This window comes from Marinomonas sp. 63XJN7_7_ISO-PGPR-S23-202 (assembly GCF_056173505.1).
Genome location: NZ_CM149677.1, coordinates 645677 through 658699 on the forward strand (window position 1 = coordinate 645677; position 13023 = coordinate 658699).

General features: G+C 42.6%; 9 protein-coding genes and 2 pseudogenes. 7 read left to right on the forward strand and 4 right to left on the reverse strand.

Going from position 1 to position 13023, the window contains the following annotated elements:
• Nucleotides 1–87: 87 nt before the first annotated feature.
• Complete coding sequence (gene trmB, locus AC0VYG_RS02930) at nucleotides 88–801, forward strand: tRNA (guanosine(46)-N7)-methyltransferase TrmB (RefSeq protein ID WP_475430868.1); 714 nt, start codon at nucleotides 88–90, stop codon at nucleotides 799–801.
• 90 nt (nucleotides 802–891) lie between these two features.
• Nucleotides 892–1980: an LPS O-antigen chain length determinant protein WzzB gene (locus AC0VYG_RS02935; protein ID WP_475430869.1), complete on the forward strand. Its 1089-nt coding sequence runs from the start codon at nucleotides 892–894 to the stop codon at nucleotides 1978–1980.
• A 119-nt stretch (nucleotides 1981–2099) separates the two neighbouring features.
• Here the strand turns inward: AC0VYG_RS02935 and AC0VYG_RS02940 are convergent, their stop codons facing one another.
• On the reverse strand, nucleotides 2100–2498 hold the full coding sequence (locus tag AC0VYG_RS02940; RefSeq protein WP_199477401.1) for an H-NS histone family protein: 399 nt from the start codon (nucleotides 2496–2498) through the stop codon (nucleotides 2100–2102).
• Nucleotides 2499–2814: 316 nt separating this feature from the next.
• On the opposite strand from AC0VYG_RS02940, the gene AC0VYG_RS02945 reads away from it, so the two are divergent.
• Nucleotides 2815–4989: a Tex family protein gene (locus tag AC0VYG_RS02945; RefSeq protein ID WP_475430870.1), complete on the forward strand. Its 2175-nt coding sequence runs from the start codon at nucleotides 2815–2817 to the stop codon at nucleotides 4987–4989.
• Between the two features lie 155 nt (nucleotides 4990–5144).
• On the opposite strand, the gene AC0VYG_RS02950 is transcribed toward AC0VYG_RS02945, so the two are convergent.
• Complete coding sequence (locus tag AC0VYG_RS02950) at nucleotides 5145–5738, reverse strand: FMN-dependent NADH-azoreductase (RefSeq protein ID WP_475430871.1); 594 nt, start codon at nucleotides 5736–5738, stop codon at nucleotides 5145–5147.
• A 185-nt stretch (nucleotides 5739–5923) separates the two neighbouring features.
• On the opposite strand from AC0VYG_RS02950, the gene AC0VYG_RS02955 reads away from it, so the two are divergent.
• Complete coding sequence (locus AC0VYG_RS02955) at nucleotides 5924–6826, forward strand: LysR family transcriptional regulator (protein WP_475430872.1); 903 nt, start codon at nucleotides 5924–5926, stop codon at nucleotides 6824–6826.
• Nucleotides 6827–6890: 64 nt separating this feature from the next.
• Here the strand turns inward: AC0VYG_RS02955 and galE are convergent, their stop codons facing one another.
• Entirely contained in the window at nucleotides 6891–7910 is a 1020-nt protein-coding gene (gene galE, locus AC0VYG_RS02960; protein WP_475432514.1) for a UDP-glucose 4-epimerase GalE, read from the reverse strand.
• 215 nt (nucleotides 7911–8125) lie between these two features.
• Between galE and glmU the strand changes: the two genes are divergently transcribed.
• The 3 genes and pseudogenes from glmU to AC0VYG_RS02975 all read left to right on the forward strand — a co-directional run.
• On the forward strand, nucleotides 8126–9490 hold the full coding sequence (gene glmU / locus AC0VYG_RS02965) for a bifunctional UDP-N-acetylglucosamine diphosphorylase/glucosamine-1-phosphate N-acetyltransferase GlmU (protein WP_475430873.1): 1365 nt from the start codon (nucleotides 8126–8128) through the stop codon (nucleotides 9488–9490).
• Nucleotides 9491–9622: 132 nt separating this feature from the next.
• Entirely contained in the window at nucleotides 9623–11449 is a 1827-nt protein-coding gene (gene glmS / locus AC0VYG_RS02970) for a glutamine--fructose-6-phosphate transaminase (isomerizing) (RefSeq protein ID WP_475430875.1), read from the forward strand.
• 228 nt (nucleotides 11450–11677) lie between these two features.
• Nucleotides 11678–12105, forward strand: a pseudogene (locus AC0VYG_RS02975) (transposase); the annotation flags it as partial.
• A 30-nt stretch (nucleotides 12106–12135) separates the two neighbouring features.
• Here the strand turns inward: AC0VYG_RS02975 and AC0VYG_RS02980 are convergent.
• Nucleotides 12136–12801, reverse strand: a pseudogene (locus AC0VYG_RS02980) (IS5 family transposase); the annotation flags it as partial.
• Nucleotides 12802–13023: the final 222 nt, after the last annotated feature.

Below are 13023 nucleotides of genomic sequence, written 5' to 3' on the forward strand. Positions count from 1 at the left end.
TCTTTTCGGTAGTATATCCGACCACAATATTAGTGAAGCGATGAACGACCATTCACTTAATGCCATTCATTTAATTGATAAGAGATAATGCAAGACACTATGATAGACAGTCAGGAGCCTATTAAGAAACGTACCATTCGCAGTTTTGTTGTGCGAGGTGGTCGGATGACAGAAGGCCAACAAAAAAACTACGATGCTAATTGGGCATTTTACGGACTAGAGTTAGAGAATGGCCGAATTGATTATCAAGAAGTGTTTGGTCGTCAGTCCGATGTAATCATTGAAGTTGGTTTTGGAATGGGTGCCTCTCTCGCAGAAATGGCGAAAAATGCTCCTGAGAAAGATTTTATCGGCATTGAAGTACATCCCCCAGGTGTGGCAAAACTGATGATGCTGGCAAAAGAAGCAGGTATTACGAATTTACGTGTCTATTGTGATGATGCCATCGAAGTGATGGCGAATTGTCTGCCTGAAAAGTCGGCTAGTGGTTTTCAATTGTTCTTTCCCGATCCTTGGCATAAAAAGAAACACAACAAGCGTCGCATAGTTCAGCCTCTATTTGCACAGCAAGTGGCAAATGTTTTAAAAACAGATGGCTATTTTCATATGGCAACAGACTGGCAGCCTTATGCAGAGCATATGATGGAGGTTATGGAAGCGCAGACTATTTATGAGAATGCCGCTGGTAAGGGACAATATTATCCGCGACCAGAATCACGTCCATTGACTAAATTTGAACAGCGTGGCGAAAAGCTGGGTCATGGCGTGTGGGATTTGATTTATAAAAAAATTACTCTATAGTTCACATTATTTGCTTGTTGTAGTTGAGCCTTTTTTTGTGCCGCTATCTCGCTATTATTAATTGTAATTGACATAAGAAAAGGAAACATTGTGGAAAAGTCCCGCCAATTGCAGGAGTCGTCTTTACCTAGAAAGACCTTTCAACAGGATGATGAAATCGATCTAAAGGAATTATTAATAGCCCTCTGGAAGGGAAAATGGATCATAATCATAGCAACGATTGTCTGTGCTGTAGGCGCTGTAGTGTATGCCTTGCAGGCGAAGCAGGTATGGACTGCTAAGGCAACAGTAACGGCGCCACAGATAAGTGAGTTTAGTCATTACCAAGAGATGGTATCTGATTTCAAACCTTTCTTTCGTCAATCCTCTCTTGATAATTTCACTGATCCTAAACTGCTTATTAGCGTTTTTATGCAGCAGTATCGGAGCAGTTTTAATAAGAAAACGTTTATCCTCGCATGGCCTGCTTTTAAGAATGCTTTGAATCAAGCGCAGTTAGATGATAAATCACCAGAGGTAAAAGCTAAGTTGCTTACAAAATGGATGGAGAAGTTGTCATCATCTTATCTGAAGGATGTGAGTCATTCAGATAAGCCGTCCTTTTCTCTAAAAGCAACTCAAGCATCCGCTCAGGAAAGTCTCGATTTTTTAGTTGGATATATTGAATACGTTGAAAGCAAGTCTCGTGCGGCTTTGATAAAAAACTTGTATTCAATAGTTGATGCTAAAAGGCAAGAGCTTGGGCAAAGTAAGCGTCTTTTGGTGAGTGATGCCAAATCAGAGTTAAAAAACCAGTTATTACTGTCACAATACGCTTTGGATATAGCTAAAGCGGCGGGAGTGGATAAACCTCAGCAAAACTTAGTTGGTCAAGAAATGTTTGCAATTAATATTGGTGCAAATGCGTTAGAAGCCAAAGTTAAGGTCTTAAAAGGCCTTAAACAGCTTAGTTTGATCAAACCCCGTTTACAATCTGTTGAATCCCAGCTAGATTTACTCAATGATCAGACTGTTGATAAAAATGTGCAGTTTAGTGCCTTTCAGTATGTAGAAAGTCCTGAAGCGCCGCTAAGTAGGACCTCACCAAAACGAGCATTGATTGCTATTTTAGGGGTGTTGCTAGGAGGTATGTTAGGTTGTGCTATTGTACTTATTAGGCACGCTTTTAGAGAGAAGTAGAAAGATTGTTTTGGTGTCCACAGATAGCAAATAGCAAAATAAGATAAAAAGAAATAGACAATAAAAAAGCGACTAAAAGTCGCTTTTTTATTGTCTTATGTTTTTTTAGAGCGGTGAAATTATTTGATTTCAACACTCTCACGGCTATTGCCAGCATCAAAGTATTCTTGGAATACTTTTGGAGTGCGGCCACGGCCTGTCCATTCATGTGTTTTACCATCAATAGTAAGACGGTATTTTGGCTCAACGGTTTTGCCTTTGTTGGCGCTGGATTTTGGTGAGCTCAATAGGGCTACCTCTTCCATGGTTAGACCGCTTTTCGCAATTAGTGCAGCGATTTCTTCAGCGCGAGCTGCTTTTTCCGCTTCTTCAGCTTGACGAGCTTGCTCTTCTTCCTTGACTTTTTCTAATGCATTTGTAAAGCCTGCAATAAGGTTTTCAAGTTGAGCGACCGTTAGTTCTTTTGCTGCGGCACGTGCTTTGGCTTTATTGCCAGCTAATTCAAGTAATAAACTCATAGGTATCCCCTAATATATCTGTTAAGAACGGATTGTTTTGTGTTCTACACCGAAAAAGAGATTCATCCTTAGACTCAATAAGTGTCGAAATGATACTGACAAGGACGATAGATTTGTCTTTTTGCCAGCTGACATGCGAATAAACAATATTCACAGATGACTCAGTTACTGTAAAATGATCCAATGGATTGTTCTATAGTTTGACTCATATTTTAACTATTTCAAGTTTGTTTGCCGATTCTAATAAAAAAAATCCAAAGATGCGATACAAATAAAACAATCGAGTGATTAAAAAGTGTAAAAAACGAGGTAAAAAATGAGGCAAATAGCAAATACCTTGGGTAATGAGTTTTCTTTAACAAATAAAATGAGTGAAAGTATTGTTTGTTTATTTGAAGAAGGCGTCAGTGTTCCTTTTATTGCTCGCTATCGTAAGGATATGACGGGAGGAATGAGCGATGTGAATCTACGACGCTTTCATGAGCGTTGGTTATATCTTGTTGAGCTGTATAAGCGCCAGTATAGTATTCTAGAAAGTTTGAAATCTATTACACCTTATCCACTGGAAGTGGTGGATAAAATAAAACGGGCTGAAACAAAAACAGAGTTAGAAGATCTCTATGCACCGTTTAAAAAAACTCGTAAGACCAATGCAGGCTTGGCAAGGGAGCTGGGCTTAGGTCCTTTGGCAGAATACCTATGGACTGAATCAGGAGGGGGTGAGCGGGAACTAGTCGCAACATGGCTTAAGTCTAACCATGATATATCTATGTCTCTTGATGAGGCGCTAAAAGGTGCTCAAGAGATCATTATGGAGGCGTTGTCTATGAATAGTGATCTGTTAAAAAAAGGACGGGCCATGCTATTGGATAAAGGGGAGTTAATCAGTAAGGTCATTCGAGGTAAGCAAAAAATAGGGGATAAATATAAAGGCTATTTTGATTATCAGGAGCCGATTAAGAAAGTACCTCCCCACCGTTTATTAGCGCTTTTTCGTGGTAAAAAGGAGTCGATGTTAAAATTGGGGGTTCGATATTCAGAAGTAGGGTTAGAGAAAGAGGTTCCTTCATGGCTGAATATTCCTACATTAAATAATCTCTTTTCTACATCCGTGTCCTCTTCTTCCCCTTTAACAAAACGTCAGCGTGACTATTTAACGCTTGCTTGGCAAACTAAGTTATTCTCAAAGTTAGAAGCGGATGTCTTGTCTGAATTAAAGGAGCGCGCTGAATCAGGGGCGATAAAGGTATTTTCCGATAACCTCAAGGATTTACTAATGTCAGCGCCAGCGGGGGCGTGTCGTGTATTAGGGGTGGATCCAGGTTTTCGCAACGGCGTGAAACTGGCGGTCATTGATGAGTTGGCTCAGGTAAAAGCATCGACTGTGATTTACCCTTTTTCATCAGATAAGCAAGCGCAGGCAGCCAGAGACACTTTACGGTCGTTACTGGAAAGATATCAGATAAATTGGTTGGCGATCGGTAATGGAACCGCCTCTAGAGAAACGGAGGTTTTTTGTGCTGATTTAATTAAATCAGAAAAACTAGACTGTAAAACGGTTGTTGTGAGTGAAGCGGGTGCGTCGGTTTACTCGGCGTCTGAAGTGGCAATCGCCGAGTTTCCGGATCTAGATGTGACGATCCGAGGGGCTATCTCGATAGCCAGGCGCTTTCAGGACCCTTTGGCGGAATTGGTTAAGATTGAGCCTCAGGCGATAGGAGTGGGTCAGTATCAACATGATGTAAAGCCCAGCCAGCTAGCGAAGTCGTTGAGCGCAGTGGTAGAGGATTGTGTTAATAAAGTGGGGGTCGACGTGAATCTGGCTTCAGCCTCCTTACTGTCTTATGTCTCTGGCTTAAGTGCTCGATTGGCGCAAAATATCGTCGACTATCGTGCCCAAAAGGGCCGTATTGAATCCCGTCATGAGTTGTTAAGCATCAAAGGGATTGGTGAGAAGTGTTTTGAGCAATGTGCAGGATTTATCAGAGTGTTGAATGGCAAAGAGCCATTGGACGCATCCGCCGTGCATCCTGAGTCGTATTATGTGGTGAAGCAAATGGCTACTCGACTTGGGGTGAAAGCCAGCGAGCTAATGAGAAATAGCGCATTGCTAAATCAGTTCAAAAGCGAACCAGACTTTGCGACTCAAGTGGGAAGTTATACCTTTACAGATATTCTGGATGAACTGTCAAAGCCAGGGCGAGATCCTCGGCCTGAGTTTCGCTATGCGGCCTTTGATCATAGTGTTCAGAGTATGAATGACTTACACGAGGGGATGACGCTTGAGGGGGTTGTGACCAACGTGGCGGCGTTTGGAGCCTTTGTGGATGTTGGCGTGCATCAAGATGGATTGGTACATATATCGCAACTAGCGGATCGTTTTGTCAAAGATCCAAGGGAGGTGGTTCGAGTGGGAGATATCATTAAGGTTGTGGTCTTAGAGGTGGATGTGTCGAGAAAACGGATCAGCCTAAAGGCTCAAGGAGTATAAGCTATTAATCTTCTTGGATGCTAGTTGATCCAATGGATAGATTAGATAGTCTAATGGAAATGAAAAAGCCCATAATGTGTACCCTGTTTAATAGGAATACGCTTTATGGGCTTTGGCTTTGTTTCATAGGAGAATGCTAAACGATAGCGTTGCGATTATACCGCTTCAGCAATATGGGCTTTAGCTTTGCTAAAGGCTTCTTCACCGGGCTCGCCAAGTGCTTGACCGCCGGCAACAAAGGTGTTTTTCACGTTCAAGCCGATAAAACCTAAGAAGGTTTGGATATGAGGAACTTGATGGTCGGCAGGTGTATCTGCTAAGAAGCTGCCGCTTGCTGCAAAAACATAAGCATCTTTGTTAACAAGCCCAACTGGGCCAGTTTCTGTGTATTTAAAAGTGCGACCAGCACGTGCAATGTAGTCAAAATAAGCTTTCAAAGTCGATGGAATGCCGAAGTTGTACATTGGTGCAGAAACGATCACGATATCAGCGGCTTCTAGCTCTTCAATTAACTCGTCACCAATGGAAACAATGGCTTTTTGCTCTGGGCTGCGATCCGCTTCTGGCGTGAAAAGAGCGCCAAGTGTTTCACCTGTAAAATGTGGTAAAGGGTTAGCGCTCACATCGCGAGACACAACTTTTCCCTCGGGGTTTTTCGCTAACCACTTTTCAACAAATTCATTGGCCAGTTGGCGAGATTTTGAGTTGTCACCAGAAGCACTAGAGTCAATACGTAATAAAGTCGGCATTATTTACTCTCCAATTATCATTAATGGGATTATTTTGTCCCGTGAGTTTATTAATGAGGTTATAATAAAGACAGTTTATTCGATAAGAAAGCGCATTATTTAGCGGATAGTGATCGAAAAATACGATATATTAATCACGTTATTTGTCTAATAATGCTTCTAGAAAGTCAAAAGAGAGAACACTATTGAAAGCCCCAAGAGTGACATTAGAGCAATGGCGTGTTTTGCAAGCGGTTGTCGATAAAGGCGGCTTTGCGCAAGCGGCTGAAGCCTTGCATAAAAGCCAATCATCAGTGAGTTATACGGTGGCCCGTCTTCAGGAACAACTTGGTTACCCTTTACTGATTATCGAAGGGCGTAAAGCAAAATTAACCGAGCGGGGAGAGGTCTTATTACGACGATCGCGGCACTTAATCCAAGAAGCGGTGGATTTGGAGGAATTAGCGAAAACCTTAGGACAAGGCTGGGAACCAGAATTAGAAGTGGTTGTCGATCAAGTCTTTCCAACTCCCGCATTATTAAGAGCATTGCGAGCATTTGAGCCACAAAGTCAAGGGACTTTGGTGCAATTGAAAGAGGTGGTGTTAAGTGGTGGTATAGAGGCGCTTAAACAGGGGCATCCAGACCTAGTGCTAAGTAGTATTGTGCCCAAAGGCTACCTTGCTGATCCCATTGTGGAAGTCGAATTGATGGCGGTTGTAGCAGCGGATCATCCCTTGAATCAAGAAACACTTCCTATTAATAATGAGCGACTCAGTCAAGAGCTGCAACTGGTTATTCGTGATTCAGCAGTAGAAAGCTCGGTGGATGCGGGCTGGCTTGGAACCGACCGCCGTTGGACGGTTTCCAGTGTGCAATCCGCATTGGAAATTGTCTCAAGTGGCGTCGGCTTTGCTTGGTTGCCAAAAGCGGATATTAGCGATGCGTTGCAAAGCGGCAAGCTGAAACGATTAAATCTTGTTTCAGGGAGCGAACGTACTTTTTATGTGTATGCTATTTTTGGTAAAGGAGAGCGCACTGGCCCCGCAGCAAGATTGTTCGTTGAGCTTCTTCAGAAGGAATGTAATCGTTGCCCAAGTGTAAAATAAAATGCCACCTGTTTTAGGTTGCATCTAGGAGTACACGGAGCATTTATTTTACTTTGTTGACTTCTTACTGATAACCATTTGGATTTTTGCTTTGCCAGTTCCATGCATCATGGCACATATCTTCCAAAGATAACTCTACTTGCCAATTTAATTCACTTTTGGCTTTTGTTGCATCAGCATAAAATTCAGCAATATCACCTTCGCGTCTTGGGGCAATCTGGTAGCATATCTTTTTAGCTGCGGCCTTTTCAAATGCTTTTACCACATCTAAAACGCTATAACCCTTACCTGCACCAAGATTATAGGCTTCAATGCTTGGTGTTTGGTTGTGTGCTAGCTTTTTGATGGCTTTGATATGGCCTAATGCTAAATCAACTACATGAATATAATCGCGTACCCCTGTACCGTCATGGGTCGGGTAATCGCCCCCAAATATATTTAATTTGTCGCGTTTGCCTATCGCAACTTGAGTAATAAACGGCATTAGATTGTTTGGGATGCCGTTAGGATCCTCACCCATTAACCCGCTAGGATGAGCTCCAACAGGATTGAAATAACGCAGCAATGAAATATTCCATCTAGAATCCGCTTTAAATGCATCCTGAAGGAACTGTTCTATCATTACTTTTGTCCGGCCATATGGGCTGGTTGAGCTTAAAGGAAAATGTTCGATATAGGGAATGGGGTTGTTTTCCCCATAAACAGTTGCTGATGAACTAAATACCAAATCAAAGACATGATGCTTTTGCATTATGTCGAGAAGAACTAGCGTTCCAGTGAGATTGTTATGATAGTAACTCAGGGGGATTTTTGTTGACTCACCAACGGCCTTTAATCCCGCAAAATGGATAACCGCATCGATAGGATGTTTTTGAAAAACGTTTTCTAAGTTTGGCTTATCTAACAAGTCTAGTTTATAAAAAGTGACTTTCTTGCTAGTGATTTGTGCGATCCGCTCCAATGCAAGAGGGCTTGAATTACAAAGATTATCGACAACAACTACTTCGTAACCTTGTTGTAGTAGTTCAACACAGGTGTGGCTTCCTATGAACCCTGCACCGCCTGTTACCAGTACGCACTTCATCATTTAATCCTTGTCTTCTTTATGATAAGGGGATTTTACATAAAGCAGCACAGCAATGCTATTTGTCTAAGCTGTAATAGATTTGTTAAAAGGTGTTATTTTAATAGTTGTCATAAAAAAAATGACAATTCAACTTGAGCAAAAAAGAGAGTCACTGTTTAATGGTCACAATTCTTTCATCTATCTGTAGAAGATGCTAATAAATAAGGACGCACATGACGCTTGATATTGCTATTTTAGCTGCTGGTAAAGGCAGCCGAATGAAGTCTAACCTACCAAAAGTACTGCATAAAATAGCAGGCACTCCTATGATTCAGCATGTTTTGAATACCGCTAAAGAGCTACCAGGAGCCAAATTACATCTTATTGTTGGGCATGAAGGAGAAAAAGTTTCTGCTGAATGTCAAAAATTTTCGGCCAATATTGTTTGGCAAAATAATCCACAAGGCACGGGTGATGCATTGCGTCGAGTGGCGCCTCATTTGCAGGTCGGCGGATCGACTTTGACCCTATACGGTGATGTACCCTTAATACAGGCAAGCACACTAAACGCCATGACGGCGTTGTCTTCTCCTAATACATTGGTTTTACTCACGATAAAACTTAAAAATCCAACGGGCTATGGTCGAATTGTTCGTAATGACCAAGAGCAAGTGGTTGCCATTGTCGAACAAAAAGACGCTTCTGCTAAAGAGTTGCTAATCAATGAAGTGAATACGGGGATCTTATTGGCGCCTAATAATCATCTACAAAAATGGCTAGCAGCGTTGAGCAACAATAATGCCCAAGGAGAGTATTATCTAACTGATATTATTGCCATGGCCGCGCAAGATGGCGTAGAGATTGTTACTGTTCACCCCGAAAACGAAGCAGAGGTTTCTGGTGTCAATGATAGAATTCAGCTAGCGGCCCTCGAACGAGAATGGCAACAGCATCACGCAAGAGTGTTGATGGAAAATGGTGTCACTTTGTTAGATCCAGCGCGAATTGATATTCGTGGTGAACTCAGCGCGGGGCAGGATGTGATTATCGACATCAACTGTATTTTCGAAGGCAATGTTGTCTTGGGCGATAATGTAGAGATTGGTGCTAACTGTCATCTAAAAGATTGTCAAATTGGTGATGGCACCATTCTAAAAAGCCATACGTTGATTGAAGACAGTGTTATTGGCAAACAATGTGATATTGGACCTTTTGCGCGCTTGCGTCCCGGTACTCAGCTTGCAGATAAAGCTAAAATTGGTAACTTTGTCGAAACCAAAAAAGCCATCATTGGTGAGGGAAGCAAGGTTAACCATTTAAGTTATATTGGTGATACGCGCATGGGGGCTGGGGTCAATGTGGGAGCAGGAACCATCACCTGTAATTATGATGGCATACATAAACATTTGACCCAAGTCGCTGATAATGTCTTTATTGGTTCCAATTCCTCATTAGTAGCGCCCGTAAGTATAGGTGAAGGAGCCACCGTGGCGGCAGGCTCAACGATCACACGCGATGTTGGAGCGAATCAGCTAGTGTTAGCCAGAAGCCGACAAACACAAAAAGACAATTGGATTCGCGCTGCTAAAAAATCTTAACCAAAATGCATTGTGTCTAAAATATTTTAACTGAAATGTCTAAGCCTATAAGTCTTAGCTATTTGTCTCTATTTAATAATATCAAGCTCTTCTTTATAAAGTAGCTTGATAAGTCGTTGAAAGGATTTATCCATGTGTGGAATTGTTGGCGCGATTGCTCGCCGTAATGTATCAAAAATTTTAATCGAAGGGTTAAGCCGACTAGAATACCGTGGCTATGACTCCTCAGGTATCGCTATTAACAATGGTAATGGTGTGTTTGCACACCGAGCTGTAGGCAAAGTACAAGCCCTCAAGGATAAGTTCGATGTTGAGCCGCTGGATGGTAAATTGGGCATTGCTCATACTCGTTGGGCAACCCACGGTAAACCCACGGAGGCGAATGCCCATCCACATTTCTCGGGCGATCATTTAGCCTTAGTGCATAACGGTATTATTGAAAACCACGAGCCACTGCGCCGTGACCTCAAAGCCAAAGGTTATCAGTTTAAATCTGAAACAGATACGGAAGTCATTGTACATCTTATTGATGATGCTTTAAAAACAGGACCCGACTTGCTTAAAGCTGTGCAAAAGACCCTTGCGAAGCTGGAAGGTGCGTTCGCTATTGCGGTGGTAAGCAGTAAAGATGAAGAACGTTTTATTGCTGCTCGCAAAGGTAGTCCATTAGTTGTCGGTGTAGGAATCGAAGAAAATTTTGTGGCATCTGATCAGTTGGCGTTATTGCATGTGACCGACCAGTTTATATTTCTAGAAGAAGGGGATGTGGTTGAGGTGGCACGCGATGCGGTGACCATTTATGATCAAAGTGGTGCAGTGCAAGATCGCCCTATCAGTGTTTTTAATCACAATGTTGATGCTACCGACAAAGGGGAATTTCGTCACTATATGATGAAAGAGATCTATGAACAGCCCAAAGTGATTGCGGCTTGCTTAGAAGGTCGAATTAGCGAGTCAAAGGTCCTAACCAGTTGTTTTGGTGCGGATTCTGGCTTTTTGAAAGAGGTAGAAAATGTTCATATCGTCGCTTGCGGCACCAGTTATCATGCTGGATTGGTTGCCAAATATTGGCTTGAGGATTTGGCTGGCGTGCCTTGCAGTGTGGAAGTTGCTAGCGAATATCGCTATCGCAAAGTGGCGGTGCCTAAAAATACGCTGTTTTTAACCTTGTCTCAGTCCGGTGAAACGGCCGATACATTGGCGGCATTACGCATGGCAAAAACACTTGGTTATTTGACGACTCTCGCCATTTGTAATGTGCCTTCTAGTACGCTGGTGCGTGAATCGGCGCTTACATTGCTAACCAATGCTGGCGCTGAAATTGGGGTGGCATCAACCAAGGCCTTTACCACACAATTAACCGCATTGTTGATTACTAGTGTGGCGATCTCTGTGGAAAATAGTTTGTCTGCAGAAAAAGAAAAAGCCTTAGTGCAAGCTATGCGCTCATTGCCTAGCTATGTTAGTGCGGCGTTGCAAGAAGATGCCCATATCAAAAAAATTGCCGATCGCTTTGCTAATAAACACAATGCTTTATTTCTTGGTCGCGGTGCTATGTTTCCTATTGCTTTAGAGGGAGCTTTAAAACTGAAGGAAATCTCTTATATCCACGCGGAAGCCTACCCTGCTGGTGAATTAAAGCATGGCCCATTGGCTTTGGTTGATGAGAATATGCCCATCATAACCATGGTACCCCATAACGATATGTTAGATAAGCTAAAATCTAACCTTCAAGAAGTGGCTGCCCGAGGTGGTGAGCTTTACGTCTTTGCAGACAAAGATACCGAGCTAAATAATGAAGAAAACATTACCTTTACGGAAGTGCCTAAGGTCGAAAGTATCTTAGAGCCGATAGTACATACCATCCCTCTGCAGCTATTGTCTTACCATGTTGCCGTTGTAAAAGGTACAGATGTAGATCAACCAAGAAACTTGGCAAAATCCGTAACTGTTGAATAATCGGCGCCTGTAGGTCGGCATATATACTGTTAGAAGGAATCCCGAAGATGGTTAAGCCTGACGCAATGGGTATTTGTCAGGCTTAACCCTAAGCTGCAGTTAGTGGAGTAGTGATTGTTTGTAGGGTGCCATGAGTTGTTGTAATACACCCAGATAGCTTAAGTGGTATGGACCCACTTTTGTAGACATCTCATAGCTATATAATAATAGGTAAAAATGAGGTGAATTATGAGTGGCAAACGTTATACCGATGAGTTCAAAATTGAAGCCGTTAAACAAGTCACTGAGCGCGGCTACAAGATTGCAGAAGTGGCTGAGCGACTTGGCGTTAGCTACAAAAGTATGCATGATTGGATTGTCCGATACAGCAAGCCTGAAGCGAGCAGAAAAATGGAAGATTCAGCTCAGTCAGAGATTCAGCGGCTCAAAGCTGAGCTTAAACGGGTGACCGAAGAGAGGGACATTCTAAAGGAGGCCGCCGTGTACTTTGCCGGGGAGTCAAAGAAAAGTACACGTTCATAAAATCACGGCTCCACGACTATTCTATTGCTGTCTTGTGTCGAACAATACAAGTCCATAGGAGCGGTTTTTACGCTTGGCTGGATTGTCCAAAAAGTCGACGAGAGCAAGAAGATGATGAACTTGCCATCAATATTTAAATGTATTGGCTTGAGAGTGGTTGTGTTTAAGAAGCCTTTGACTTGCTTAATCGCCTTTGTCATTCGTTTGTATTGTTTGGCATGCCCATAGCGTCCAATCTTTGGCATTAACTCATGGCAGGCTTTGTCATAGTTTTGTCTTAGCGTGATAGCGAGGTCTTTTGCCACTTGAGTGAGTTGCTGTCGTGCCTTGTTGTAGAGTTTGGCATCGGTTGGGAAGGTGATGCTTTTTTCTTGTACCGTGGTATCAACAATCACACGCTTTAGACTCGCAGGCTTGATCGCTTTTAGCTTTAGTCCTGCTTGTATTGTCTGAGTAAGCAGCCATTCACAGCCTTCTTCTCCTAACCGTTTTCGCCATTTAACAAGACTGGTTGGATGGCACGGGAAGTCATGTTGAAAAAAGGTTTCGCCGCAAAAGTATTGGTAATAAGGCGATTCAAGCCATTGCTCTAAGACCATTTCATCAGACAAATTATACAAATGCTGTAAATACAGTAGCCCTACCATCAAGCGAGTCGGCAGAGCAGCGGCTCCAACCGTCGCGAAATGCGTCCCCAATTCGGTATCCAACCGATCCCAATCCAGCACTTTAGCCAACCGAACGAGTGTATGGTTGGGGTTAATAATATCAATTAGCTGAGGTCGGAATAAATCCTTCTGCGGATCTTGCTTTGTTTGACGAGGCTTCATAAAAACTCACAGATTCTGCAACTTTTTGGGGCTAAAGCGCCATTATTGGCGAGATTCTAATCCTTAGCATTATACAAAATACATTGCATTTCAATAGGTTGAGAGTTTTTTGGGGACGACTACTTAAAGCGTGGAAAGGCAAGATTTGAGTATAAAAAACGTGGTCGAGAAAAAAGCTCATTTGGCAGTCTAACCAAAGCACAAGAAGCTCGAATTCGGCAA

Coding starts and splice junctions, on each gene's coding strand:
- AC0VYG_RS02950 (WP_475430871.1), bottom strand. CDS start 5,738: ATGCCGACTTTATTACGTATTGACTCTAGTGCTTCTGGTGACAACTCA.
- glmU (WP_475430873.1), top strand. CDS start 8,126: ATGACGCTTGATATTGCTATTTTAGCTGCTGGTAAAGGCAGCCGAATG.
- trmB (WP_475430868.1), top strand. CDS start 88: ATGCAAGACACTATGATAGACAGTCAGGAGCCTATTAAGAAACGTACC.
- AC0VYG_RS02945 (WP_475430870.1), top strand. CDS start 2,815: ATGAGGCAAATAGCAAATACCTTGGGTAATGAGTTTTCTTTAACAAAT.
- AC0VYG_RS02940 (WP_199477401.1), bottom strand. CDS start 2,498: ATGAGTTTATTACTTGAATTAGCTGGCAATAAAGCCAAAGCACGTGCC.
- glmS (WP_475430875.1), top strand. CDS start 9,623: ATGTGTGGAATTGTTGGCGCGATTGCTCGCCGTAATGTATCAAAAATT.
- galE (WP_475432514.1), bottom strand. CDS start 7,910: ATGAAGTGCGTACTGGTAACAGGCGGTGCAGGGTTCATAGGAAGCCAC.